The sequence below is a fragment of the Pseudomonas sp. TE6288 genome (assembly GCF_054062095.1).
In genome coordinates this window covers 206083-232135 of the sequence record NZ_JBSSEW010000007.1, presented here as the reverse complement: position 1 = coordinate 232135, position 26053 = coordinate 206083, and the positions used below count along the sequence as shown (strand labels likewise).

The following is a 26053-nucleotide window of genomic DNA, read 5'->3' as shown; positions in this document are numbered from 1 at the left end:
CGAAATCTGTCAGTCCAGCAACGCCATCGCCTCGGCGCTGCACGCCTCGATCCGCGCCCAGTCGCCGTTCTTGATCCAACTGCTATCGAGCATCCAGGTACCGCCCACGCACATCACATTGGGCAGGGCCATGTAGTTGCGCACGTTGGCCGGGTTGACCCCGCCAGTGGGGCAGAAGCGAATGTCGCCGAACGGGCCGCCGAACGCCTTGATCGCCGCCACGCCGCCACTGATCTCGGCCGGGAACAACTTGAAGCGGCGGTAGCCCAGGGCATAGCCCATCATGATCTCCGACGGCGTGCTGATGCCTGGCAACAGCGGAATGTCGCTGTCCACGCCCGCTTCGAGAATGTCCTGGGTGATGCCCGGGGTAACAACGAACTGCGCGCCCGCCGCCTCGACGGCGGCGAACATGCCGCGATCGAGCACGGTACCGGCGCCGACGCACAGCTCCGGGCGCTGCTCGCGCAGCACCTGGATGGCCTTCAGGCCGTGTTGCGAGCGCAGGGTCACCTCCAAGGTGCGGATGCCGCCAGCGGCCAGGGCATCGGCCAAGGGCAGGATGTCTTCCTCACGGGCGATGGTGATCACCGGCAGGATGCGCGCCTTGTTGCAGATCGCGTCGATCCGTGCGGCTTTGTCGGCCATCGAGAGCAAAGGCTGTGGGCGTTCGAGGGTGGTCATGACAATGGATCCTTGGCTCATGGGCACCAGTAGATGTCCAGGGGGTCGTGAAGAAAGGCGCGAATCGGCATTTCGGTTGGGTCTTCGGCCGCCAGCGCGGTGCGCAGGGTGGCAAGCTTGCCCGCGCCCTGCACCGACAACAGGGTCAGGCCGGCAGTGGCCAGCAGCGCGCGGGTCATGCTCAGGCGCTGGTGCGGCACGCTGGGCGCCAACATCGGCAGGCAGCGGCGCTCACCGACCTTGGCCAGGCCCTGGCGCAGGTTGGGGCTGGCCGGGAACAGCGAGGCTGTATGGCCATCGTCGCCCATGCCCAGCACCAGCACATCGATCGGTGGCAGGTCGGCCAGCACCTGGTCGGCCTGCTCGGCAGCGGCTTCGAGAGTAGCGGCGGGTTGGTAGAGCCCGATAAAGCGCGCCTTGGCCGCCGGCCCCTTGAACAGGTGACGAGCCAGCAGGCCGGCGTTGCTGTCGTCGTGCGCCACCGGCACCCAGCGCTCATCGGCCAGGCTCACGGTGACCCGGGACCAGTCCAGCGCCTCGCCAGCCAGCTTCTCGAGGAAGGGCACCGGGCTACGCCCGCCAGACAGCACCAGGCAAGCCTGCCCCTTGCTGGCGATCGCCTGGCGCAGGCGCTCGGCCACATCATGGGCCTGGGTCGCCGCCAGGGTTTTCGGGTCGGCCAGTTGATGAACCTTCACGGTCGCCGGCAGTTGCAGTTCAGATATCGCCATACCAGGCCCTCCCATCACGTGTAATCAATGCAATCGAGCTCATCGGCCCCCAGGAGCCGGCCGCATAGGGCTTTGGCGCGTCACCGCTGGTCTTCCAGCCTGCAATCAGCTGGTCGCACCACTTCCAGGCGTATTCGATCTCGTCCTTGCGCACGAACAGGTTCTGGTTGCCGCGCATCACTTCCAGCAACAACCGCTCATAGGCATCCGGGATCCGCGCGCTGCGCCAGGTGTCGGAGAAATTCAGCTGCAGCGGGCCGCTGCGCAGTTGCATGCCCTTGTCCAGGCCCTGCTCCTTGGTCATCACCCGCAGCGAAATGCCCTCGTCCGGCTGTAGGCGAATGATCAGCTTGTTGCCGATCTGCAAACGCTGTTCCGGGGCGAAGATGTAGTGCGGGGTTTCCTTGAAATGGATGACGATCTGCGACAGCTTCTGCGGCATGCGCTTGCCGGTGCGCAGGTAGAACGGCACGCCCGACCAGCGCCAGTTGCGGATATCGGCACGCAGGGCGACGAAGGTCTCGGTGTCGCTCTGGGCGTTGGAGTTGTCCTCTTCGAGGTAACCCGGCACCGGCTTGCCGTCACTGAAACCAGCGATGTACTGGCCACGCACCACATGGGTGCTCAAGCCCTCGCCGGTGATCGGCGCCAGTGCCTTGAGCACCTTGACCTTCTCGTCGCGGATGCTGTCGGCCGAAAGGTCGCTGGGCGGGTCCATGGCGATCAGGCAGAGCAGCTGCAGCAGGTGGTTCTGGATCATGTCGCGCAGCTGGCCGGCCTTGTCGAAGTAGCCCCAGCGGCCCTCGATGCCGACCTTCTCGGCAACGGTGATCTCCACGTGGGAGATGGAATTCTGGTTCCACTGGGTTTCGAACAGGCTGTTGGCGAAGCGCAGGGCGATCAGGTTCTGCACCGTCTCCTTGCCCAGGTAATGGTCGATACGGTAGACCCGGCTCTCGGGGAAGAACCGCGCCACGGCGTCGTTGACCCGGCGCGAGGACTCCAGGTCGTGGCCGATGGGCTTTTCCAGCACCACCCGGGTGCGCGACGCCAGGCCGGCCTTGTCGAGGTTCTCGCAGATCGCGCCGTACACCGCCGCCGCCGTGGCGAAGTAGGCGATCAGCGGCTGCCCGCTCGGTGCCTGCTCAGCCAAGGCCTGGTAGCCCTCGGGCTCGACAAAGTCCAGGTGCAGGTAGCTCAGGCGCGCCAGGAAGCGCCCCAGGGAGGCGGCATCGATCTCGGCCTCCGGCACGTGGCGGCGCAGATGGGCTTCGATGTTGTTCAGGTGTTCCTGCACGCTGCCCGGCTCGCGGGCCAGGGCCAGCAGGCGGGTGTCGGGGTGCAGGAGGTCGGCGCGGTCGAGCTGGTAGAGCGCGGGGAACAGCTTGCGCAATGCCAGGTCGCCTAGGGCGCCAAAGAGGGCGAAGGTGCAGGGTTCGACACTGATCGCGGCCATAATGTTGGTTCTTTTATAAATGTTGGACTAGGAATACCGGTTTCAACCCTGCTTTTCAAGGGTTAATGTAGTAAAAACCACAACATCCAATACAGCTATTACAGACAAGTGGTGTGACAATCTTACCGACAGTAGGATACACACCAGCGCAAAAAGCCTGCTTCCCGACCCAAGGACACACCATGGACCGCGTGCGAAACCTCCTGGAACAGATCCAGGGCCGCCTCGACGAGCTGAACAAGGCCGAACGCAAGGTCGCCGAAGTCATCCTGCTCAACCCGCAGCAAGCCACCCGCTTCAGCATTGCCGCCCTGGCCCAGGCGGCCAGTGTCAGCGAACCGACGGTCAACCGCTTCTGCCGCTCGTTCGGCGTCAGTGGCTACCCCGAGCTCAAGCTGCAACTGGCGCAGAGCCTGGCCAGCGGCGCCGCCTATGTCAGCCGCGCGGTGGAGGCAGACGACGATCCGGCCGCCTACACCCAGAAGATCTTCGGCAGCGCCATTGCCTCGCTCGACAGCGCCTGCCAGGCGCTCGACCCGCAGCAGGTCAGCCGCGCCGTGGACATGATGATCCAAGCCCGACAGATCCACTTCTTCGGCCTCGGCGCCTCGGCCCCGGTGGCCCTCGATGCGCAGCACAAGTTCTTCCGTTTCAACCTCGCCGTGTCGGCCCACGCCGATGTGCTGATGCAGCGCATGCTGGCTTCGGTGGCCCACACCGGCGACCTGTTCGTGATCATTTCCTACACCGGGCGCACCCGCGAACTGGTCGAGGTGGCGCGCCTGGCGCGGGAAAACGGCGCCTCGGTGCTCGGCCTGACCGCCGCCGGCTCGCCCCTGGCCCAGGCCTGCAGCCTGAGCCTGCATATCCCGCTGCCGGAAGACACCGACATCTACATGCCGATGACCTCGCGGATCATCCAGCTCACCGTGCTCGATGTGCTCGCCACCGGCATGACCCTGCGCCGTGGCGTGGACTTCCAGCCGCACCTGCGCAAGATCAAGGAAAGCCTCAACGCCAGTCGCTACCCGATCGAGGACGACGACCTCAACTGAGCCGGTGCGCCTGCAAACGCAGGTGCGCCCGCTCGCCCGGCGCCAGGCTCAGACCCTCGCCACTGCCGCTGGCCGCCTCGACGCAGACGAAGCCTTGGCACTCGCGCCCGCTCACGCCCATCAACGGCCGGTTGCCAGGGTGCCAGACCACAGTGTCGTCGCTGTCGCCGGTGTCGATGCACAGTTTGCGCTGCCAGGCCGGGTCCTGCAATTGCACCCGCGGCGTACCGGGATAGACCCGCTGGCAACCGCCCTTGAGGGTCAGCGCGCCGTCTTCGCGGCAGGCCTGGCGATTGAGACGGTCGTAGCCGTCGATGTCCTCCAGCCCAGACAGCGCTATCTTCGACACGTCGCTGATCCGCCAGTAGGCCAGCAGCGCATGGCTCAGCTGGCACGGTTCACTGTCCTGGTGCTCGGTGCTCAGGCTCAGTTCCATGCTCGCTCCAAGCCGGGCATGCAGGTCGACCTGCCAGTCGCACAGGTCCAGGCGCCATTTCAGGGTCACCCCCTCCTCGTCCTCGCGGCTGTCCACCAGCTTCCAGTCCAGCAGGCGCGCCCAGCCATGGGCCGGCCACAGGTCCTCGCTGGGATGGCGGCCATACCAGGGCCAGCACACCGGCACGCCTCCGCGGATAGCCCCTACCTGCGGCCACTGCTCGGCGCACCACAACCAGGGTTTCTCACCGGCGGGTTGAAAGTGCAGGAGCTGCCCGCCCTGGCGGCTGAACACTGCCTGGCAGCGAGGGTGGTCGATGATCAGCACATCGCGCTGCTGGTAACGCTCCCACTCGAAGGTCGGCCTGGGCCGTTGCGAGGTGAAGAAGCGATGTAGCGGATGTTCGGGCATGGTTCCAAGCTCTTTTGTTGTTCGAGATAGCGCTGTCTCAGCCCGTGCCCGCTAACCACTGCAGACCAGTGGTTAGCGGGAAGGCCGAAATGGATGGCGTAAATTTACAACAATTTTTCTCAGAATGACGACTGAATCTTCAACCCCGCGACCAGCGCGTTGTCCACTTCGTCCACACCACCCGGGCTCTTGATGTACTGCAGGTTCGGGCGCACGGTCAGCCAATTGGTGACGTGGAAGCCATAGTAGAGCTCGGCGTTGTACTCGGTGCGCTGCAGCGGCGCGAAGCCCGGGTTGTCATAGTCGTTGATGCCGGACTGGGCATTGAGCAGCTCGGCGCGCTTCTTCACATCGTCATTGACGTGGATGCGGGCGATGCCAAAGCCGATGTCGTCCTTGGGCCGGGCATCGAAGGCACCCTTGTAGACCAGGCCGACCTGCTGGTAGTTGTCGACCACGTTGGTGGCCTTGTCGTGCACGGTGAAGTTGGCGAACAGGCTCAGGCCGCGGTTGACGTCGCCGGCATGGGCGGTGACCTGCTGCTGGGCCACGACCCACCAGCCGTGCTTGCTGGAGTGCGACTTGAACGCCGCGCCGGTCAGCGCCTGCGGGTTGCCGTTGATGTCGTCGTACACGTCGTCGGCCTTGGCGGTGCTGTAGTAGTAGCCCAGGCGGTACTCGCCCGGCAGGCCGTTGACCTTCGGCGACCAGACCGCCTCCACCGGCAGTATCGCGCCCTTGGTGCCGCTGCCGCTGAGTTTGAAGCCGTTGCCGGTCTCCAGGTTCGACGGGTTCTGCTCGTAGGCGCCGACCTGGACGAAGAATTCCGGGGTGATGTTGTACTTGACCCGCAGCGCCCACTGGCTGACCGGCCAGTTGTACCAGATGCCGCCGACCCAGTTGCCCACTTGCGAGCCGCAGAAGGCCAGGTTCTGGAAGTCGCAGGGGAAGCTGTTGAAGTCCTCGCCCTCGCCGAAGCGGCCGAATTTCACGTCCAGCGCGCCGTCGAAGTACTTCTGCTTGACCCACATCTGCGTCAGGCGCCAGGTCTGGCCGCGCCCCCAGACCTCCTGCACCGAGCTGAACTGCCCGGCACGCGGGTCGCTGATGCGGTCGTTGGACAGGTTGCGGCCGCTACGCTCGGTGATCGCCAGCTTGAACTCGGTGTCCTTCCAGCCGAAGATCTTCTCCAGGTCCAGGTGCGCGCCCAGGGCGAACTGGTCGCTGTAGCGCGCGGTCTTGTCGTCGTTGTAGCCACCGTGCAGGTTGCCGGCCACTTCGCCAACGTAGTCGAGGGTGAAGTCGTAGCCCTTCTCCAGCAGCTCGGTACGGGTGCCGCCCCAGTCGCCGGTCATCCATTTCGATTCCGACGAGAAAGCCTCGGCGGCCTGGGCCCCGCTGCTGCCGACCAGCGCCAGCAAGGCGAGCGATCCCAGGGTCTTGATGCGATTGCGATGTTCCATCCCTTTGCGTCCTCTTTTCTTGTTATGCATTGTTCTAGACGATTCAACGGCCTTTGAAGCGAGTCACGTTGTCCTTGATGGCAGTGCCGCTGGCGGCGAGGTCGAGACGTTCGCCGCTGCCGGCGTCGAACAGCAGCACCCGCGCCGGGTCGAACTGCAGGTTGAGGCTGTCGCCCACCTGGCACGCCACATCCGGCGCCAGGCGGCAGCAGACCTTGGTCTGGTTGAGGGTGACGAACACCAGCAGGTCCGGGCCGGTGGGCTCGGTGACCTGCACTTCGGCGCGGATGGCGGGCATGCCGTTGCCCTCGGCGGCCCCCAGCGAGATTTGTTCAGGGCGCACGCCGAGGATGATCTCGCGCCCTTCCAGCTCGTCCGCCGCCACGCCCAGCGGCAGCTCGCAGCGCGCCTGGCCGCTGTCGAGCAGCGCCAGCACCCGCCCGTCCTGCTTCATCAGGCGCACGGGAATGAAATTCATCGGCGGCGAGCCGATGAAACTGGCAACGAACAGGTTGGCCGGGTCGTTGTAGATCTGTTGCGGGGTGCCGAACTGCTGGATGATGCCGTCCTTCATCACCGCCACCTTGTCGCCCAGGGTCATGGCCTCGATCTGGTCATGGGTGACATACACCGTGGTGGTCTTCAGGCGCTGGTGCATCAGCTTGATCTCGGTGCGCATCTCCACCCGCAGCTTGGCGTCGAGGTTCGACAGCGGTTCATCGAACAGGTAGATCTTCGGCCGCCGCGCCAGCGCCCGGCCCATGGCCACGCGCTGCTGCTGGCCGCCGGACAGCTGGCCGGGCTTGCGCCCCAGCAGGTGCTCGATCTGCAGCAGCTTGGCCACCCGCGCCACCTCCTCGTCAATGGCGGCCTGGGACATCTTGCGGATCTTCAGGCCAAAGGCGATGTTGTCGCGCACGTTCATGGTCGGGTACAGCGCGTAGGACTGGAACACCATGGCGATGTCGCGATCCTTGGGGCTCATGCCGCTGACATCCTCGTCGTCGATGAGGATCGCCCCGCCGCTGATGCTTTCCAGGCCGGCGATGCAGTTCATCAGCGTCGACTTGCCGCAGCCCGAGGGCCCGACCAGGATCAGGAACTCGCCGTCCTTGATCGCCAGCTGGATGTCCTTGAGCGTGTCCGGCAGGCCCGCGCCATAGGTCTTGTGCACATTGCGAAGTTCGAGTGTTGCCATGACTTACCCCTTGACCGCGCCGGCGGTCAGCCCGCGCACGAAATACTTGCCCGCAATCACGTAGACCAGCAGCGTCGGCAGCCCGGCGATCATCGCCGCGGCCATGTCGACGTTGTATTCCTTGGCCCCGGTGCTGGTGTTGACCAGGTTGTTCAGGGCCACGGTGATCGGTTGCGAGTCGCCGCTGGAGAACACCACGCCGAACAGGAAGTCGTTCCAGATCTGGGTGAACTGCCAGATCAGGCAGACCATGATGATCGGCGTCGACATCGGCAGGATGATCCGCCCGAAGATGGTGAAGAACCCGGCGCCGTCCAGGCGTGCCGCCTTGACCAGCGCCTCGGGGATGCTCACGTAGTAGTTGCGGAAGAACAATGTGGTGAAGGCCAGGCCGTACACCACATGCACCAGCACCAGGCCGCCGGTGGTGCTGGCCAGGCCCAGCTTGCCGAGGGTGAACGAGGCCGGCAGCAGCACGGTCTGGAACGGCAGGAAGCAGCCGAACAGCAGCAGGCCGAAGAACAACTGCGAGCCACGGAAGCGCCACATCGACAGCACGTAGCCGTTGAGCGCGCCGATGGCCGTGGAGATCAGCACCGCCGGCACGGTGATCAGGATCGAGTTGAGGAAGTAGCCGTTGACCGTGGCCCAGGCCTTGGCCCAGCCAATGCCGGTGAACACCGCAGGCCAGCTCAGCAGGTTGCCGGTGCTGATGTCCTCGGGGGTCTTGAAGCTGGTCAGCAGCATGACCACCAGTGGTACCAGGTACAGCAGCACCGCCAGCAGCAGCACGGCGTGGATGGCGATGCGGCTGAGGTTCAGCGCGGGTTTGTCGACAGGACTAATCATGGCGTTTGCCCCGCAGTTCGGAGTACAGGTAGGGGACGATGATCGCCAGGATCGCGCCCAGCATGAGGATCGCGCTGGCCGAGCCCATGCCCATCTGCCCACGGCTGAAGGTGAACGAGTACATGAACATTGCCGGCAGGTCCGACGAGTAGCCCGGCCCCCCCGCGGTCATCGCCGCGACCAGGTCGAAGCTTTTGATCGCGATGTGCGCGAGGATCATCAGCGAGCTGAAGAACACCGGGCGCAGGCTGGGCAGCACCACGGTCCAGTAGATGCGCGGCAGGCTGGCGCCATCGAGCTGTGCGGCGCGGATGATCGACTGGTCGACGCCGCGCAGGCCGGCGAGGAACATCGCCATGATGAAGCCCGAGGCCTGCCACACGGCAGCGATCACCAGGCAGTAGACCACCCGGTCGGGGTCGATCAGCCAGTCCAGGCGAAAGCCTTCCCAGCCCCAGTCACGCAGCAGCTTGTCCAGGCCCATGCCGGGGTTGAGCAGCCACTTCCAGGCGGTACCGGTGACGATCATCGACAGCGCCATGGGGTACAGGTAGATGGTGCGGATGAAGCCTTCGCGGCGGATGCGCTGGTCGAGCAGCACGGCAAGGAACACGCCGATGGCCAGGGTGATGCCGATGAACAGCCCGCCGAACAGCAGCAGGTTCTTGCTCGCCACCCACCAGCGGTCGTTGTCGAACAGCCGGGCGTACTGGGCCAGGCCCGCCCACTTGTAGGTGGGCAGGAAAGTAGAGGTGGTGAACGAGAGGACGAAGGTCCACAGGATGTAGCCGTAGAAGCCCACCAGGACGATGAGCATGCTCGGCGCCAGCACCAGCTGGGGCAGCCAGCGCTGCAGCGCGTCCAGGGGTGAGGCCCGCAGGCGGGCGGTTGCTGTAGTCATGATCTGGGTTCCCGATACGAGATTGCCTGCGCGGGCCTTATCGCTGGCAAGCCAGCTCCCACAGGTACAGGTGTGCTCAGGCTGATCGCTGTACCTGTGGGAGCCGCGGTTCGCCGCCGCGACTTGCCGGCGATAGGGCCGTCAGCCCCTTACTTGGCCGCTTTGACAGCTGCGTTCAGCTTCTTCGCCGCGTCGGCCGGATCGGCCTTGGGATCGTTGATGTAGTTGGTCACCACATCGAAGAACGCTCCCTGAACCGCCAGGGTGGTGGCCATGTTGTGCGCCATGCTCGGTTGCAGGCCGCCGTTTTTGGCATCGGCCAGGAAGTCCTGGGCCGCCGTCTGGGCGCAACTGTCGAAGCCGTACTTGCCCATGTCGGCAAGCATGTCGTTACGCACCGGGATCGAGCCCTTGTTGATGCTGAAGACCTTCTGGAAGTCTTCGCCCAGCACCTTGCGGGCGATGTCCTGCTGGCCTGCCGCGGTACCCTTGTCCTTCTGCTTGAACACCACCAGCGAGTCGATGTTGTAGAGGAAGGCCTGGTCGGTGCCGGGGAAGGCCACGCACTGGTAGTCCTTGCCAGCGGTCTTCTTCGCCAGGGTCCATTCGCTCTTGGCCCAGTCGCCCATGATCTGCATGCCGGCCTTGCCGTTGATGACCTTGGCCGCCTCCAGGTTCCAGTCCTGGCCCTTGCCGTCAGGGTCCATGTAGGTGGCGACTTTCTTCAGTTCGGTGAGCGCCTTGACCATCTCGGGGCCGGTCAGGGCCTTTTCGTCCAGCTCGACCAGGGCCTTCTTGTAACCCTCGACGCCCATCACCGAGAGCACCACGCTCTCGAACACGGTGCTGTCCTGCCACGGCTGGCCACCGTGGGCCAGCGGGATGAAACCGGCGGCCTTGAGCTTGTCGGCGGCGGCGTAGAATTCATCTAGGGTAGTCGGGGCCTTGTCGATACCGGCCTTCTTGAACACTTCCGGGTTGATCCACAGCCAGTTGATACGGTGGATGTTTACTGGGACGGCAACGTAACTAGGTGGTTCCTTGGATTCCTTGTCCTTGTACTTCACAGTATCGGCGATCTTCTTGTCGAGCAGGCCGTCCCATTTCTCTTCCTTGGCCACGTCCTTGAGCACATCGGTATCCAGCAAACCGGTTGATGCCCACTCCTGGATATCCGGGCCCTTGATCTGCGCGACCCCGGGCGGGTTGCCAGCCACGGCGCGGCTCTTGAGCACGGTCATGGCGGTGGCGCCACCACCGCCAGCCACGGCGCCGTCCTTCCAGGTGAAGCCGTCCTTCTCGACCTGCGCCTTGAGCACGTCGACCGCGGCCTTCTCGCCGCCGGAGGTCCACCAATGGACGACTTCCACGCTGCCTTTGGAGTCGGCGGCCTGGGCACTGAGGGAGAACAGGGAGGCGAAGGAGATCGCGGCGGCGAGACGAAGCGTCGGATGCATGGGATTACCTTTCTTGTTGTTATGCGAGGCAAGACTGTCGCTTGCATGGCATGGAGTGTAGGGAGGTCGCGCCCGGCGCCAGGTAACGAACGGATGCGCGAATGTCATCGTCTGGTTACAAAGCCAGGGCCGTGGCAAGGCTCGGCGCCAGCGGCAGGCGTGGCAGCAGCAGGGCCTGGTAGGCGTGGTAGAGGTCAGGCTTGCCGCCCCAGATGCGCGCACTGGGCAGCAGTGCCGGGTCGAGCTCGTGGTGCCAGCTGCCATGGGCGCGGTCGATGAAGTGGCTGGCGATGAAGTCCCAGAAGCAGCGGTACCAGTGTTCGTACTGGGCTTCACCGGTACGTCGCAACAGCGCCGCGGCAGTGGCACAGGCCTCGGCATGCACCCAGTGCAGGCGCTCGCGCACCACCGGGCGGTCGTGCCAGTCCAGGGTGTAGACCAGCCCCGGCGCGCCGTCTGCCTGCCAGGCGTGGCGACAGGCGCTGTCGAACAGGCCCCGGGCGGCGGGCAGCAAGGACTCGGGCACAGGTAGTTGCGCCCTTTGCAGGGCCGCCTCCAGGTGCAGCACCAGGCGCGCCCATTCGAAGGCGTGGCCGGGCGTGGTCCCGTAAGGACGGAAGCCATCGGCGGGGTTGTCGCGGTTGTAGTCGGGGAGCGCCTGCCACTGCGCATCGAAATGTTCCGTGACGCGCATACCGTCGGCGGCGGCGTGGGTCAGGATCAAGCGCTCGACGATCCGTTGGGCGCGCAGCAACCACTGTGTGTCGCCGGTCACGTCAGCCACGGCGAGGAAGGCTTCGACGCCGTGCATGTTGCTGTTGGCGCCCCGGTAGGCCTCCGCCTGCCGCCAGTCGCGGGAGAACGACTCGCGCAGGGCGCCTTCCTCTTCGCACCAGAAGCGCTGCGCGATGACCTGGGTTACCGCCTCCAGCAACGCCGACGCCTGGCTGATGCCCGCCACCACCGCCGAGCTGGCGGCGAGAGCGACGAAGGCATGCAGGTAGGCGGCCTTGCCGGTGTCGCCATGACCTTCGGGCTGCGCGTACCAGCCGTCATGTTCCTGGTCGCGCAACGGGCCTTGCAGGGCGCCGACGCCATGCTCGACCAGCTCGCGGCAACCCGGAACGCCCTGGATATGCGCCAAGGCGAAACTGTGGGTCATGCGCGCGGTGTTCATGGTCTCGGCCAGGGCGCAACGGGGCAGGCGGCCTTCGTCATCGAGGTTGCCGAACCCCTGGGGCAGGCGCGAAGCCCTGGCGAAGGCGAGCAGGCGCAGGGCCTCGGCGTCGAGCCAGGCATGGTGTGTCGGGGAGTCGAGCCAGCTGATGGCCATGGGTGCACCTTCCTTGTTGTTGTCAGCCGATTCTAGTCAGCCATCCTGGCTGGCATGTCACGAAGCCCGGCTCGATTGTCACCGCATCGTTACATCGAAGCGCTTATCGCGGGGCAAGGGCTCATTCGGCTGTACGCGGCAGGTACAAGGTCACCCGCAACCCACCCTCGCGCAGGTTTAACAGGCTCACCTCGCCGCCATGGCTATGGGCGATGTTGCGCGCGATGCCCAGCCCCAGCCCATACCCCTGCTGCTGCCCGGCCAGGCGGAAGTGCGGCTCGAACACCTGTTCCAGGCGCTGTTCCGGCACCCCCGGGCCCTGGTCGTCCACCTGCAGCACGAAGCTCTCGGCGGTGTCGATGATGCGCAGCTGCGCCCGCTCGCCATACTTGATGGCATTGTCGATCAGGTTGCCGATGCAGCGGCGCAACGCCAGCGACTTGCCGGGGTACGGCGCCAGCGCCTGACCCTCGAGGGTGATGCGCCCATCGCCGAGATAAGGCTCGGCCAGCAGCTCCAGCACCTGATTGAGGTCGATCGGCTCGATATTCTCGTGGATATCGGTGTCCTTGACACATTGCAGCGCCCCCTTGACCAGCAGCTCCAGCTCATCGAGATCGCGGCTGAACTTGGCCTGCAGCTTCTCGTCCTCGAGCAGCTCCACTCGCAGGCGCAGGCGCGTGATCGGTGTGCGCAGGTCATGGGAAATGGCGCTGAACAGCTGGGAACGCTCGGTCAGGTAACGGCTTATCCGATCACGCATGTTGTTGAACGCCCGCCCCACCTCGACCACTTCGCTACCGCCGCCTTCGGCCACCGGGGCGACGTCCGCCCCCAGCGACATTTCCCGCGCCGCCCGTGCCAGGCGCTTGAGCGGCCGGCTCTGCCAGTGCACCAACAGACCGATGAACAGCAGCAACAGCACGGTGGTCAGGGCAATGAAGCCGATCTGCTGACGCGGCAAGCGTTCGGCCTCAAGGCTGGTGTAGGGCTCGGGCAGCAGCGAGGCGATGTACAGCCACTCGCCTTCGCCGAGGCGGATCTGGGTCACCAGCACCGGCGGGTTGAGCGGCTCGAGGGTCAACGAATAGTGCGCCCACGAACGGGGCAGCTCATCGAGTTTCAGGCCGCTGTTGAAGATGCGCAGATCGTCGGGGCTGACGAACTCCACGGAGATCTCCATCTGCTGGCCAAGACGCTCGTGCAGCACCTCCTGGAATACGTCGATCACCGCCTGCTTGCGCGGGGTGATCGGCAACACCGGCATTTCCAGCGGTTTGACGTTGAGCGAGACGAAGAAGCGCGTGCCGCCCATGCTGCGCAACTGATCCAATACCATGGGCCGGTAGGCCACCGGCAGCGAGCGGAAGTAGCTGACACTGGCACTCATCGAGTGCGCGAGGCTGCTGGCGCTGGCGCGCAAGCCCTGCAGCTGGCTGGCGCGCAATTGCGCGACCCAGATCACGCTGGACAGGCCCTGAGCCAGCAATACCACCAGCAAGGTAAGCAGCAGCATGCGCCCCAACAGCGAGCGCGGCAGCAGGCGCCAGCGACGCTCGTCAGGCCGGGCAGACATTGGCCGCCAGCAGGTAGCCGCTGCCACGCACGGTGCGGATCAGCCGGGGTGGTTTTTCCGTGTCGCGCAGGCGCTGGCGCAGGCGACTGACCGCCATGTCGACGATACGGTCCAGCGGCATCGGTTCGCGACCACGGGTGGCGTTGCCGATGGTGTCGCGGTCGAGGATCTGCTGCGGGTGATCGAGAAACAGTTTGAGCAGGGCGAAGTCGGCGCCGGAGAGGATCACTTCTTCGCCGTCGCGGTGGAACAGACGGTGGCTGATCGTGTCCAGGCGCCAGTCATCGAAGGCCAGCACCGCACTGGCCAGCGTCGCCTGGCCGAAATCGGCACGGCGCAACAAGGCCTTGATCCTTGCCTGCAGCTCTCGCGGGCTGAAGGGTTTGCCGAGGTAGTCGTCGGCGCCCAGCTCCAGGCCGATGACCCGATCGGCTTCATCGGAACTGGCGGTGAGCATGATGATCGGCACCCGCGCCTGGCGCGGGTGCTGGCGAACCCAGCGACACAGGCTGAAGCCGTCTTCGTCGGGCAGCATCACGTCGAGGATCACCAGGTCGTAGGGGTTGGCGTCCAGGGCGCGGCGAAAGCCCTGGCCGTCAGGTTCGGCGTGCACCTGCAGGCCGCAGCGGGCGAGGTAGGTCTGCAGCAGTTCGCGGATGTCCTGGTCGTCGTCGACCATCAGGATCGATTTGCCGGCAGTGGTCACAATGGTCAGTCCTCTTGTTATGCGCAGATCTTTGTGTCTGCTGTTTGGGGCCGCAAAGCGGCCCCAACGATCACCGATCCAGCGCTTGCTGCAGCGCCACCCCCGCCCCCAGCAACCCGGAAAACTCCGCCGTCACCAGCCATACCGGCACCCCGGCGAAGTAGCCGCTCATGCAGCCCTTGTCGGCGAAGCTCGCGGCAAAGCCGCTGCGCAGGAACAATTCGGCGAAACGGGGAATCACGCCACCGACAATGTAGACGCCACCCCGCGCCCCGAGGGTGAGCACATTGTTGCCCGCCACCCGGCCGAGGAACCGGCAGAACTGCTCGACCACCGCCAGCGCCCGTGGCTCGTTGGCCAGCGCCGCGTCGGTGATCTGCGCCGGGGTCTTGTGCGTCGGCGCAGCACCATCGAGCGCACAGATGGCCTGGTACAGGCGCACCAGCCCACCGCCACTGAGCACGGTCTCGGCACTGACATGGCCGATCTGCCGGTGGATTTCCTGGTGGATCGCCGCCTCACGGGCATTGCCCACCGGCAGGTCGACATGCCCGCCCTCCCCCGGCAGCGCCAGCCAGTGCTCACCGTGGCGCAGCAGGCTGCCCACGCCCAGGCCTGTGCCGGGGCCGATCACCAGCGCCGGGCGCGATGGATCGGCGAGGCCTGCGCAGACTTCACGAAATTCGCCTGCGCGCAGGCGAGTCATGCCCAGCGCCATCGCGGAAAAGTCGTTGATCAGCAGCAGGCGGTCGACCTGCAGCGTCTGGCAGAACGCGCTGCGGCTCAGGCGCCAGTGGTTGTTGGTAAAGCGGAATTCGTCGCCGTCCACCGGGCCTGCCACCGCCAGGCACACCGCCGCCAGGCCGCCACGGGCGATACGCTGGTCGGCCAGATAGGCCTCGATGGCCTGTTCAGGGCTGGTGTAGTCGGCGGTGGCCAGCACCTGCACCGCCTGCAGTTCATTGTCGCGCCACACGGCAAAACGCGCGTTGGTGCCACCGATGTCGCCGACCAGCAAGGCCTTCATTCGAGGTTCTCCAGGGCCGAGGTGAAGGCGCTCGCGCCTTGCTCGGCGGAACTGAACGCCACACGCATGAAGCCGAACAGCTCACGCCCGCACCCCAGGTCGTTGCCCTTGGGTGGCGCAGGCAGTTCACGGTCGGCCAGTTCCTCGGCCGAGACCATGATCCGCAGCGTGCCTTCGGCACCATCGACGCGCACGATATCACCATCGCGCACCCGCGCCAGCGGGCCACCATCAAAAGCCTCCGGGCAGACGTGGATAGCCGCCGGGATCTTGCCCGAGGCACCGGACATGCGCCCGTCGGTGACCAGCGCCACCTTGAAGCCGCGATCCTGCAGCACGCCGAGGAACGGCGTCAGCTTGTGCAACTCGGGCATGCCGTTGCAGCGCGGCCCCTGGAAGCGCACCACGGCGACGAAGTCCCGCTCCAGCTCGCCGGCCTTGAATGCATCGGCCAGCGACTGCTGGTCGTGGAACACCCGGGCAGGCGCCTCGACCACCCGGTGCTCGGGCGCCACGGCGGAAACCTTCATCACGCCACGGCCAAGGTTGCCTTCCATCACCCGCAAACCGCCCTCGGCGGAGAACGGCCGCGCCACCGGGCGCAGGATGCTTTCGTCGAGACTGTCCTTCGGCCCCTCGCGCCAGACCAGGCGGCCATCCTCCAGGAACGGCTCCTGGGTGTAGCGGCGCAGGCCATGCCCGGCCACGGTGTTGACATCCTCGTGCAGCAGGCCCGCGTCGAGCAGTTCGCGAATGAGGAAGGCCATGCCACCGGAGGCCTGGAAGTGGTTGATGTCGGCCTTGCCGTTGGGATAGACGTGGGACAGCGTCGGCACCACCTCGGACAGATCGGCCATGTCCTGCCAGGTCAGCTGGATGCCGGCGGCCTGGGCGATGGCCGGGATATGCAGGGTGTGGTTGGTCGAGCCGCCGGTGGCGTGCAGGGCGACAATCGAGTTGACCAGCGCCTTTTCGTCGACGATCTGGCCAATGGGCATGAAGCTGCCACTGGCCTTGGTCATGCGCGTGACCTGGCGCGCGGCCTCGGCGGTGAGGGCATCGCGCAGCGGCGTGTAGGGGTTGACGAACGAGGCGCCCGGCAGGTGCAGGCCCATGACCTCCATCACCAGCTGGTTGGTGTTGGCGGTGCCGTAGAAAGTGCAGGTGCCGGGGCCGTGGTAGCTCTTCATTTCCGATTCGAGCAGTTGCTCGCGGGTGGCCTTGCCCTCGGCGTAGCGCTGGCGCACATCGGCCTTTTCCTTGTTGGAGATGCCCGAGACCATCGGCCCGCCCGGCACGAAGATCGTCGGCAGGTGGCCGAAACGCAAGGCGCCCATCATCAGCCCGGGGACGATCTTGTCGCAGATGCCCAGCATCAGCGCGCCATCGAACATGTTGTGCGACAGGGCGATGGCGGTGGACATGGCGATCACTTCACGGCTGGCGATGGCCAGCTCCATGCCCGGCTCGCCCTGGGTGACGCCGTCGCACATGGCCGGCACGCCGCCGGCGAACTGGCCGACCGAACCGACTTCGCGCAGTGCCTGTTTGATCTGTTCGGGGAAGTGCTGGTACGGCTGGTGCGCCGAGAGCATGTCGTTGTAGGCCGAGACAATGGCCACGTTGGCCGCGTTCATCAGCCGCAGGGTCTGCTTGTCGTCCCCACCGCAGCCAGCCACGCCATGGGCGAAGTTGGCGCACTGCAACTGGCCGCGCATGGGTCCGTCACTGGCCGCCCCACGGATCAGCTCAAGGTAGCGTTCACGGGTACGGCGGCTGCGGGCGATCAGCCGTTCGGTGACCTCAAGGATGCGCGGATGCATGTACTGGACTCCAGGCTAACTGTGGGGCGGCTTTACTGGGGCATTTTCCCTCCAAACGATTGCGACCTAGTCTCTAGGAAAAGGCGCATGGACCGCTCGACAGGGGGATAACCCAACCACTCGTTGTATGTTTAAACAAAATACTGCCAGCAAAAAGGCTTGTTTTCTATCTCTCGGTGAATAATCTTGTAATTCCAACAACAAAACCGTTTCAGTGAAGCTGTCCTTTGTGCCACAGGCTTCACCCGACTGCCAGAGGTAATACCATGACCCTACGCATCGCCATCAACGGATTCGGCCGCATCGGACGCAACGTCCTGCGCGCACTGTACACGCAGGGCTACCGCCAGGACCTGCAGGTCGTCGCCATCAACGACCTGGGCGACAGCGCGATGAATGCCCACCTGCTCAAATACGACAGCGTCCACGGCACCTTTGACGCCACTGTCGAGGCCGACCACGAAAGCCTCACCGTCAATGGCGACCGCATCGCCGTCAGCGCCATCCGCAACCCTGCCGAGCTGCCCTGGAAGACCTTGGCCATCGATGTGGTGTTCGAATGCACCGGGCTGTTCACCGAACGTGCCAAGGCCGCTGCGCACCTGAGCGCCGGGGCCGGCAAGGTGATTGTCAGCGCCCCGGCCAAGGGTGTCGACGCCACCGTGGTATATGGGGTCAACCACGATGTGCTGCGCGCCTCGCACCAGATCATCTCCAACGCCTCGTGCACCACCAACTGCCTGGCACCGATCGCCCAGGTGCTGCACCGCGAGTTCGGCATCGAGCAAGGCCTGATGACCACCATCCACGCCTACACCAACGACCAGGTGCTCACCGACGTCTACCATAGCGACCCGTACCGCGCCCGCTCGGCCACCCAGTCGATGATCCCGAGCAAGACTGGCGCCGCCGAGGCCGTCGGCCTGGTACTGCCGGAACTGGCCGGCAAGCTCACCGGCATGGCCGTACGAGTGCCGGTGATCAACGTGTCGCTGGTCGACCTCACCGTCAACCTGCAGCGCGAAACCAGCGCCGAGGAAGTCAACCAGCTGTTCCTCGAGGCCAGCCGTCATTCCCGGGTGCTGGGCTATAACGCCCTGCCGTTGGTGTCGTGCGACTTCAACCACAACCCACTGTCGTCGATCTTCGACGCCAACCACACCCGTGCCAATGGGCGGATGCTCAAGGTACTGGCCTGGTACGACAATGAGTGGGGTTTCTCCAACCGCATGCTGGATAACTGCCTGGCGTTGTTCAACGCACGCTGAGGGGCCTGGCTGTAGAGGTTTAGCGGCTGTGGGATCGAGCGCCGCCCGCGCGGCGCATCGCGAATAAATTCGCTCCTACATTTGTTGCAACGTGCCGAACCTGTCACGCCATGGGTGCCAGTCCTGGCGCATGTCTTGAACCCTGCAAACAAGGCTGACAACCATGGCCTTACAGGCATGGTTACGTTGCAACAAAATGTAGGAGCGAATTTATTCGCGATGCGCCGCGCGGGCGGCGCTCGACCTCATAAGCGCTGAAAACCTCACGGCATACACCCCCGAAATAACTCCCCACACAATCTTTACCTTTTCCTAACAATTCCCAGCTTGACCTGACAACAAGATGATAAGCATTATCATTAGCTTTTCATCGGCCAGGTCCCCCCGTGAGTCAGTCCCGGTTCAACTCAGTGTTCCTCACTCAGCGTCTCACTCTGCTGCGCACGCTGCAGCGCATGGTGGGCAACCCCAGCACCGCCGAGGACCTGCTGCAGGAAACCTACCTGCGGGTCACCCGCGCCCTGGGCGAGCGCCCGATCGAGCACCTGGAACCTTTCGTGTTCCAGACCGCCCGCAACCTTGCCCTGGACCACCTGCGCACGCGCCGGGTGCAGGCGCGCACGCTGGTGGACGACGTGCCCGAGCAAGTCCTGCATAACGTCGCGGCGCCTGCCGCGAGCAGCGAGGACGCCGCCCACGCCGAGCAACTGCTCAAGCACCTGAGCGTCAGCCTCGGCCAGTTGAGCGAACGCCAGCAACGCATCTTCATCCTCAGCCGCCTGCACGGCGCCAGCTACCTGGAAATCGCCGAGCAGTTGAGCGTCTCGGCCAGTACCGTGCAGAAGGAGCTGAAACTGATCATGGCCATCTGCATGGGCGTGGCCGATCGTCACCAGTGACGCGACCGCTCGCCGCGGGTCAGCGCAAAGCCCTTGCCATGGGCAAGGTCTGCACTGATCATGCGCAAAAAATGCCCGATGCAAGGATCCCCCGTGACCGACCACCCCACCCCTCGCCCGTCACCCGCCGAGCCTGATGCCCGCGCCCGTGCCCGCGAAGAGGCGCTGGACTGGTTGATCCGCCTGCAATGCGCCAGCGAAGACGACACCCGCGCGTTCGAGCACTGGCTGGGCGCCGAGCCGGAAAACGCCGAGGCCTATGTCGAGGCCGAAGCGCTGTGGAACGGCGCCTCGCTGCGCCAGGCCGCCGGCCAGTTGCAGCACAGGCGCAAGCGCTCGCTTGCCGGGCGCCTGCGCAGCCACTGGAAACCGCTGGCTACCGCCGCGGTGCTGCTGGTCGGGCTGTTCACTTTCGGCAACCTGCCGGTGCGCCTGCAGGCCGACCACCTGACCGTGGTCGGCGAGCGCCAGCGCCTGGAGCTGGACCACGGCGCCAAGGTGCTGCTCAACACCAATTCGGCCTTCGCCAGCGACGAACGCGATGGCCGCAAGGTTGCCCGCCTGTTGCAGGGCGAGGCGTATTTCCAGGTGTCCAACGCCAGCCAGCCGCCGCTTGAAGTCCAGGCCGGCCCACTGCGCGCCAGCGTGCGCGACACCGATTTCGCCGTGCGCTACCTCGATGGCGAAGCCCAGGTGCGGGTGCAGCGCGGCGACGTCGACCTGCAGGCCGCGAGCGACCAGCGCATCCGCCTGAGTGCCGGTGACAGCATCAGCGTCGGCCCCACGGGCTTCGGTCAGCGCCAGCGCCCCGACATGAGCAAGGACCTGGCCTGGATCGAAGGCCGCCTGGTGTTCGAGAACTGCCCGCTGAGCCAGGTGCTCGCCGAGGTCCGCCGCTACTACCCGGGCTGGATCATCAACCGCAACGCACACCTGGAGCAGGTCGCGGTCACCGGCAACTACCGCCTCGACCAGCCGCTGGAAACGCTACGTGCCCTGGCCCACATCACCTCGGCGCAACTGCATGAATACCCGGCCGTGGTAATCCTCAACTGACCTTGCAAGTTTTTTTACGCGATCACCCTGCCTCACCCGTCTCGTTATAGCCAATACGATTGATTCTCGTTCTAAAACGAGAACAAACACTGTCTATGACTTACGCGCGACAGGGAGCGCTTTCGATGCCCACAGGTCAAATCCGCCCGTCCTCTTCTTCCCGCCGCCGCGGGCAATTGTCCCTGTTGACCTTGGCCCTGCTCGCCAGCGGCGCCTGCAGCCTGCCCGCGCTGGCCGTGGAACCGGCCCAGGCGAGCAGCCCGCGCATGGGCGACTACCGCTTCGCCATCGCCCAGCAACCGCTGGTCGAGGCCATCAATGCCTTCAGCCAGGTCACCGGCTGGCAGGTCGGCTTCAGCGCCGAGCTGGCCGACGGCGTGGCCTCGCCGGGCGTACAGGGCTCGCTGGCCCCGGAAGCGGCGCTGCAGCGCCTGCTGCGCGGCACCGGCCTGGGCTACCGCAAGATCGGCAACGGCAACGTGGTGCTCGAACGCCAGGCCGCCGGCAACGCCATCGCCCTGCAGCAGGTGACCGTCAGCGCCACCCGTAGCGCCCAGGACGTCAGCCAGGTGCCGAGCACCGTCAGCGTGCAGACCCGCGAGCAACTGGACCGGCAGAACGTCAACGACATCAAGCAGCTGGTACGTTACGAGCCTGGCGTCTCGGTGTCCGGCACCGGCCAGCGCAGTGGCCTGAACGGCTACAACATCCGCGGTATCGATGGCGACCGGGTACTGACCCAGGTGGACGGCGTGTCGATTCCCGACAGCTTCTTCTACGGTCCCTTTGCCCAGACCCAGCGCAACTACGTCGACCCCGAAGTCGTCAAACGCGTGGAGATCCTGCGAGGCCCGGCCTCGGTGCTGTATGGCAGCAACGCCATCGGCGGGGCGGTCAGCTACTTCACTCTCGACCCCGAGGACATCATCAAGCCGGGCAAGGATGTCGGTGCCCGCCTGAAGACCGGCTACAGCTCGGCCGATGAGAGCTGGCTGACCTCCGCCACGGTCGCTGGGCGCCACGGTGATTTCGATGGCTTGCTGCACCTGAGCCAGCGCAACGGCCACGAAACCGAGTCCTACGGCGAGCACGGCGGTACCGGCATCGATCGCACCAAGGCCAACCCCGAAGACGTGCGCACCACCAACGTCCTGGCCAAGCTTGGCTGGAACTACGCCGACGACGCTCGCCTGGGCTTCACCTACGAGCGCTACAAGGACGACCGCGACCAGAACATCCTCAGCGCAGTGGGTGGGCCGTTCGATGGCAGCCGGCCTCTGGGCATGTACCGCAGCCGTACCGGCAATGACACGGTCACCCGGGAACGCTTCGGCCTCAATCACGAGTTCGGCCTGGATTCGTTGGTCGCCGACCACGTGAAGTGGAGCCTGAACTACCAGATCGCCAAGACCGACCAGGCCACCTCGGAAATCTATTTCCCGTTCAGCCGCACCGTCCAGCGCCAGCGCGACACCACCTACAAGGACCGCCAATGGGTACTCGACGCCCAGTTGGACAAAGCCTTCAGCATCGGTGCCACGGACCATCTGCTGACCTACGGCACAACGTTCAAGCACGAGAAGGTCACGGGCCTGCGCACCGGTAGCGGAACCTGCCTGGTGGTCGGCGGCAGTTGCCGGGCCGTGGGCCAGGACAGCCCGGCTGACTACCAGGCGCCCGTGAGCGACTTCCCCGATCCGACCATCGACACCTACAGCCTGTTCGTCCAGGACGAAATTCGCTGGAACAACTGGACCTTCCTGCCGGGCGCGCGCTACGACTACACCCGCATCGATCCGAAGATGACCGCCGAATACCTGCGCGGCGCGCAGGACACCAGCCCGACTCCGGAAACCAGCCGCAACGACGAGAACAAGAAGTGGCACCGGGTATCGCCCAAGCTCGGTGTGACCTATGCCTTCAACGACAACTACACCTGGTACGGCCAGTATGCCGAAGGTTTCCGTACTCCCAGCGCCAAGGCCATCTGGGGCCGCTTCGAAAACCCGGCCGGTGGCTACGTGGTGGAGCCAAACCCAGGCCTGCAACCTGAAAAGAGCAAAAGCTACGAAACCGGCCTGCGTGGCAACTTCGATGCCGGCAGCTTCGATGTGGCGGTCTTCTACAACAAGTACCGAGATTTCATCAACGAAGAGGCGGTGAAGTCCTCCAACCTGGGTAGCGCCTTCCAGACCAGCAACATCAAGCACGCCACCATCAAGGGCGCCGAGGTCAAGGGCCGCCTGAACCTGGACCGCTTTGGCGCCCCGGAAGGCCTCTACAGCATCGGCTCCATCGCCTATGCCTATGGCCGCAATGACGACACCGGCCAGCCACTGAACAGTGTCAACCCACTGACCGGCGTCTTCGGGGTCGGCTACGAGCAAGCGGATTATGGCAGCCAGCTCAGCTGGACCGTGGTCAAGCGCAAGAACCGGGTGGACGACACCAAGTTCTTCGCCCCGGACGGCTCCAGCTCGGACTTCCGCACGCCAGGCTACGGCGTGCTCGACCTCACCGGGTTCTACCGGATCACCGACGACCTGACCATCAACGGCGGCGTCTACAACCTGGCCGACAAGAAGTACTGGCAGTGGGACGATGTGCGCAAGTACGCCATGGTGGGCAGCCCCAATGGCCAAAGCGAAGCGGCCGCCACCCAGCCGGCCAACCTCGATCGCCTGACGGCGCCGGGTCGCAACTTCGCCATCAACCTGGTGTGGGACATCTGACGAGGCGAGATCGCCATCGCCGGACAAGCCCGTTCCCCAGCTCGCCTGAGGGAGCAGGCTTGCCCGGCGCTGCGTCGAGCCCTGTGCGAATGATTTCACTTCGCAGGTGAGGTTTTTTTACTGTTCCGCGTCTTCTGTTTCGTCTTGTCACTAGACGCCCCATTTTCCAAGGATGCCCCCATGACCGCCCCTTCCACCGAACGCGCCAACCTGCGCTCCCAGCACCTGAACCAGGTCACCCACGCCCCGCACACCGAGCTGGACGCCCTGGTCAAGTCGCACAAGCCGTTCGACAGCCGCGAGAGCTTCGCCCGCTTCGTGGTCGCCCAGTACCTGTTCCAGTCCGAGCTGCAGGCGCTGTACACCGACCCGCAACTGATCGCCATCGTGCCGGATCTGGCCGAGCGCTGCCGCGCCGAGCAGGCCCGCCTGGACCTGGCCGACCTCGACACCGAAGTGCCCGCGCCCTTCGCCGGCGCCCTGGGCAAGCCAAGCCTGGGCGAAGCCCTGGGCTGGATCTTCGTCTCCGAAGGCTCCAAACTGGGCGCCGCGTTCCTGATCAAGCGCGCCGTGGCCCTGGAACTGTCCGAAACCTTCGGCGCCCGTCACCTGGGCGAACCGGCGGGTGGTCGCGCCGAAGGCTGGAAACAGTTCACCCGCATTCTCGACAGCCTGGACCTGTCGCCCGAGGAAGACGCCGCCGCCGAACGTGGCGCGGTCGCCGCCTTCGAACGCTTCACCGAGCTGCTCAAGCATGCCTATGCCGCCGACGCGGCGCTGGCCTGACACGCTTTACCCGGCCGCCCGCGGGCGGCCGCACCGTTGCAGTGAGACCATGACCCGAATCGCCCGCTCCAAAGTATCCCGCCTGCTCTACGCGATCCTGGCCTACGTCAGCCTGGGGATTGGCCTGGTGGCCATCGTCATTCCCGGGCTGCCCACCACCGAGTTCGTCCTCCTCGCCGCCTGGGCCGCCACCCGCAGCTCGCCGCGCCTGTCCGCCTGGCTGGAGAACCACCGGCTGTTCGGCCCAATCCTTTTCAACTGGCGCAACGGCAAGGTGATCCAGCGCCGCGCCAAGGTCAGCGCGACCCTCAGCATGCTGCTGTGCGCGAGCCTCATGCTGATCGTCCTCGAGCACCACTGGCCCGTGTTCCTCGCCATCGGCGGCATGGCGCTGGGCAACCTGTGGATCTGGTCGCGCCCGGAACGGCCTATTCCTCAAGGCAGCGTCGAACTGCAAAATTGATTCAATCGCGCCCGCCATGAGCCGTCAGAGGCTAAGCAACCCCGAATACAGCGCATACGCCGCCAGCCCGGCGCCCACCAGCACCGCCGCGAAAATCAGCTTCTCCCATGTGGTGAACAGCACCTGCCCCTGCTCACGCTTGGCCCGGGCGAACAGGACTACCCCCGGCGCGTAGAGCAACGCCGACAGCAGGATGTACTTGAGCCCACCGGCATACAGCAACCACACCGCATACAACAGCGCGATCACTGCGACCAGCATGTCCTTGCGCCGCAGCCCCGCCTGCCCCTGGTAGCTCTCGCCACGCACGGTCAGCAACACCGCATAGGCTGCCGACCAGAAGTAAGGCACCAGGATCATCGACGACGCCAGGTAGATCAGGCTGGTATAGGTCCCGGCCGAGAACAGGGTGATCAGCAGGAAGCCCTGGATCATCACATTGGTCAGCCACAGTGCGTTGGCCGGCACATGGTTGGCGTTTTCCCGCGCCAGGAACCGCGGCATGGTCTTGTCGCGGGCGGTGGCGAAGAGAATCTCGGCACACAGCAGCGCCCACGACAGCAACGCCCCGATCAGCGACACCGCCAGGCCGATGCTGATCAGCAACGCGCCCCAGGGCCCGACGATATGCTCCAGCACCGAGGCCAAAGAGGGGTTCTGCAAGCCGGCCAGCTCCGGCTGGGTCATCACCCCCAGCGACAACACGTTGACCAGCACCAGCAGCGCCAGCACACCGAGAAAACCGATCACCGTGGCCTTGCCCACGTCCGAACGGTGCAGCGCCCGCCCCGAATAGACGCTCGCCCCCTCGATGCCGATGAACACGAACACTGTGACCAGCATCATGTTGCGTACCTGCTCCAGCACGCTGCCGAACTGCGGATTGCTCAGCCCCCAGATGTCGCGGGTGAAGATATCGGCGCGAAAGGCGAACGCGGCGATGACGATGAACATCAGCAACGGCACCACCTTGGCCACGGTGGTCACCTGGTTGATGAACGCCGCCTCCTTGATGCCGCGCAGCACCAGGAAGTGCACCGCCCACAGCAGCAACGAGGCGCAGCCGATGGCCACAGGCGTGTTGCCCTGGCCGAACACCGGGAAGTAGAAGCCAAGGGTACTGAACAGCAGCACGAAGTAGCCGACATTGCCCAGCCAGGCACTGATCCAGTAGCCCCAGGCCGAGGAAAAGCCCATGTAGTCGCCGAAACCAGCCTTGGCGTAGGCATACACCCCCGAGTCCAGCTCCGGCTTGCGGTTGGCCAGGGTCTGGAACACGAAGGCCAGCGCCAGCATGCCCACTGCGGTGATGCCCCAGCCGATCAGCACCGCCCCGACATCGGCGCGTGCCGCCATGTTCTGCGGCAACGAAAAGATCCCCCCGCCGATCATCGAACCGACCACCAGTGCGATCAGCGCGCCAAGGCGCAGCTTCTGTCCCGGTTCGCTCATGGGGCTCCTCGTGCGCGGGTGCGCGTAAACGTATTTGGCAACATGAATGTTACAAGTTTCTTATTGAATCGAGCCATTAAAGCTATAGCACTAATAACCGGACTGTCTATAGCCCGCGACCGATAAAAGTGGCAGTTGCGAACTATCTCAACCCTCACCTAAATGCGTCGCTATTTACTGTGAAAAATTTGCGAAACCTCCAAAAGAGACTAACTTCATGGTTCGCAGGCAGAACGGGGCGTTTGCTCCAGAAGGACATGGAGGTGCCAGCGCACAAGGCCTGCAACGAAG

The 26053-nt window shown here is 65.0% G+C and carries 22 protein-coding genes; 7 read left to right on the top strand and 15 right to left on the bottom strand.

Annotated features, from left to right (window positions below):
* Window positions 1–9: 9 nt before the first annotated feature.
* Genes ACVWY1_RS09710 through zwf form a run of 3 tightly spaced genes read right to left on the bottom strand, consistent with a single transcriptional unit; the run spans window position 10 to window position 2871 of the window.
* Window positions 10–684: a bifunctional 4-hydroxy-2-oxoglutarate aldolase/2-dehydro-3-deoxy-phosphogluconate aldolase gene (locus ACVWY1_RS09710; RefSeq protein WP_046854326.1), complete on the bottom strand. Its 675-nt coding sequence runs from the start codon at window positions 682–684 to the stop codon at window positions 10–12.
* Between the two features lie 17 nt (window positions 685–701).
* The gene (gene pgl / locus ACVWY1_RS09705) at window positions 702–1415 is read right to left on the bottom strand and encodes a 6-phosphogluconolactonase (RefSeq protein ID WP_102682943.1); all 714 of its coding nucleotides are present in this window, start codon (window positions 1413–1415) and stop codon (window positions 702–704) included.
* Complete coding sequence (gene zwf / locus ACVWY1_RS09700; RefSeq protein ID WP_277501826.1) at window positions 1402–2871, bottom strand: glucose-6-phosphate dehydrogenase; 1470 nt, start codon at window positions 2869–2871, stop codon at window positions 1402–1404. The genes pgl and zwf overlap by 14 nt, the downstream gene beginning before the upstream one ends.
* A 191-nt stretch (window positions 2872–3062) precedes the next feature.
* Here zwf and hexR point away from each other — a divergent pair, with 191 nt between their 5' ends.
* The gene (hexR, locus tag ACVWY1_RS09695) at window positions 3063–3926 is read left to right on the top strand and encodes a DNA-binding transcriptional regulator HexR (RefSeq protein WP_172670918.1); all 864 of its coding nucleotides are present in this window, start codon (window positions 3063–3065) and stop codon (window positions 3924–3926) included.
* Here hexR and ACVWY1_RS09690 read toward each other — a convergent pair.
* From ACVWY1_RS09690 to edd, 11 genes are all read right to left on the bottom strand, one after another.
* Entirely contained in the window at window positions 3919–4773 is an 855-nt protein-coding gene (locus tag ACVWY1_RS09690; RefSeq protein WP_457378187.1) for a D-hexose-6-phosphate mutarotase, read from the bottom strand. The genes hexR and ACVWY1_RS09690 overlap by 8 nt on opposite strands.
* Before the next feature lie 119 nt (window positions 4774–4892).
* The gene (locus tag ACVWY1_RS09685) at window positions 4893–6266 is read right to left on the bottom strand and encodes a carbohydrate porin (RefSeq protein WP_371926796.1); all 1374 of its coding nucleotides are present in this window, start codon (window positions 6264–6266) and stop codon (window positions 4893–4895) included.
* 13 nt (window positions 6267–6279) lie between these two features.
* Window positions 6280–7434 carry a sn-glycerol-3-phosphate ABC transporter ATP-binding protein UgpC gene (locus ACVWY1_RS09680; protein ID WP_434729142.1) on the bottom strand — a complete coding sequence of 385 codons (1155 nt, stop codon included), beginning with the start codon at window positions 7432–7434 and terminating at the stop codon, window positions 6280–6282.
* A gap of 3 nt (window positions 7435–7437) precedes the next feature.
* Window positions 7438–8283 (bottom strand): carbohydrate ABC transporter permease, encoded by an 846-nt coding sequence (locus tag ACVWY1_RS09675; protein ID WP_457378186.1) that lies wholly within the window; start codon window positions 8281–8283, stop codon window positions 7438–7440.
* On the bottom strand, window positions 8276–9184 hold the full coding sequence (locus ACVWY1_RS09670; RefSeq protein WP_457378185.1) for a carbohydrate ABC transporter permease: 909 nt from the start codon (window positions 9182–9184) through the stop codon (window positions 8276–8278). Before ACVWY1_RS09670 ends, ACVWY1_RS09675 begins: the two co-directional genes overlap by 8 nt.
* A 149-nt stretch (window positions 9185–9333) precedes the next feature.
* A complete protein-coding gene (locus ACVWY1_RS09665) occupies window positions 9334–10641 on the bottom strand; it encodes an ABC transporter substrate-binding protein (RefSeq protein WP_139669078.1) in 1308 nt (435 codons plus the stop codon).
* Between the two features lie 115 nt (window positions 10642–10756).
* The gene (locus ACVWY1_RS09660) at window positions 10757–11974 is read right to left on the bottom strand and encodes a D-mannose isomerase (protein WP_457378184.1); all 1218 of its coding nucleotides are present in this window, start codon (window positions 11972–11974) and stop codon (window positions 10757–10759) included.
* A gap of 121 nt (window positions 11975–12095) precedes the next feature.
* The gene (locus ACVWY1_RS09655; RefSeq protein WP_102682950.1) at window positions 12096–13550 is read right to left on the bottom strand and encodes an ATP-binding protein; all 1455 of its coding nucleotides are present in this window, start codon (window positions 13548–13550) and stop codon (window positions 12096–12098) included.
* Complete coding sequence (locus ACVWY1_RS09650; protein ID WP_219730381.1) at window positions 13534–14229, bottom strand: response regulator; 696 nt, start codon at window positions 14227–14229, stop codon at window positions 13534–13536. Before ACVWY1_RS09650 ends, ACVWY1_RS09655 begins: the two co-directional genes overlap by 17 nt.
* 97 nt (window positions 14230–14326) lie before the next feature.
* Window positions 14327–15283, bottom strand: a complete 957-nt coding sequence (locus ACVWY1_RS09645) for a glucokinase (protein WP_102682952.1) — start codon at window positions 15281–15283, stop codon at window positions 14327–14329.
* On the bottom strand, window positions 15280–17106 hold the full coding sequence (edd, locus tag ACVWY1_RS09640) for a phosphogluconate dehydratase (RefSeq protein ID WP_277501831.1): 1827 nt from the start codon (window positions 17104–17106) through the stop codon (window positions 15280–15282). Before edd ends, ACVWY1_RS09645 begins: the two co-directional genes overlap by 4 nt.
* A gap of 266 nt (window positions 17107–17372) precedes the next feature.
* Here edd and gap point away from each other — a divergent pair, with 266 nt between their 5' ends.
* From gap to ACVWY1_RS09610, 6 genes are all read left to right on the top strand, one after another.
* A complete protein-coding gene (gap, locus tag ACVWY1_RS09635) occupies window positions 17373–18374 on the top strand; it encodes a type I glyceraldehyde-3-phosphate dehydrogenase (protein WP_038706743.1) in 1002 nt (333 codons plus the stop codon).
* 386 nt (window positions 18375–18760) lie between these two features.
* Window positions 18761–19273, top strand: coding sequence for an RNA polymerase sigma factor (locus ACVWY1_RS09630; RefSeq protein ID WP_023632569.1), 513 nt, complete (start codon window positions 18761–18763; stop codon window positions 19271–19273).
* Window positions 19274–19366: 93 nt separating this feature from the next.
* Window positions 19367–20329, top strand: coding sequence for a FecR family protein (locus ACVWY1_RS09625; protein WP_110699855.1), 963 nt, complete (start codon window positions 19367–19369; stop codon window positions 20327–20329).
* Between the two features lie 125 nt (window positions 20330–20454).
* Complete coding sequence (locus tag ACVWY1_RS09620) at window positions 20455–23061, top strand: TonB-dependent receptor (RefSeq protein ID WP_277501836.1); 2607 nt, start codon at window positions 20455–20457, stop codon at window positions 23059–23061.
* 180 nt (window positions 23062–23241) lie between these two features.
* Window positions 23242–23847: a biliverdin-producing heme oxygenase gene (locus tag ACVWY1_RS09615; protein WP_457378183.1), complete on the top strand. Its 606-nt coding sequence runs from the start codon at window positions 23242–23244 to the stop codon at window positions 23845–23847.
* A 49-nt stretch (window positions 23848–23896) separates the two neighbouring features.
* Window positions 23897–24310: a YbaN family protein gene (locus tag ACVWY1_RS09610; protein ID WP_139669060.1), complete on the top strand. Its 414-nt coding sequence runs from the start codon at window positions 23897–23899 to the stop codon at window positions 24308–24310.
* A gap of 24 nt (window positions 24311–24334) precedes the next feature.
* Here the strand turns inward: ACVWY1_RS09610 and arcD are convergent, their stop codons facing one another.
* Window positions 24335–25762 carry an arginine-ornithine antiporter gene (gene arcD, locus ACVWY1_RS09605; RefSeq protein ID WP_139669058.1) on the bottom strand — a complete coding sequence of 476 codons (1428 nt, stop codon included), beginning with the start codon at window positions 25760–25762 and terminating at the stop codon, window positions 24335–24337.
* Between the last annotated feature and the right edge of the window lie 291 nt (window positions 25763–26053).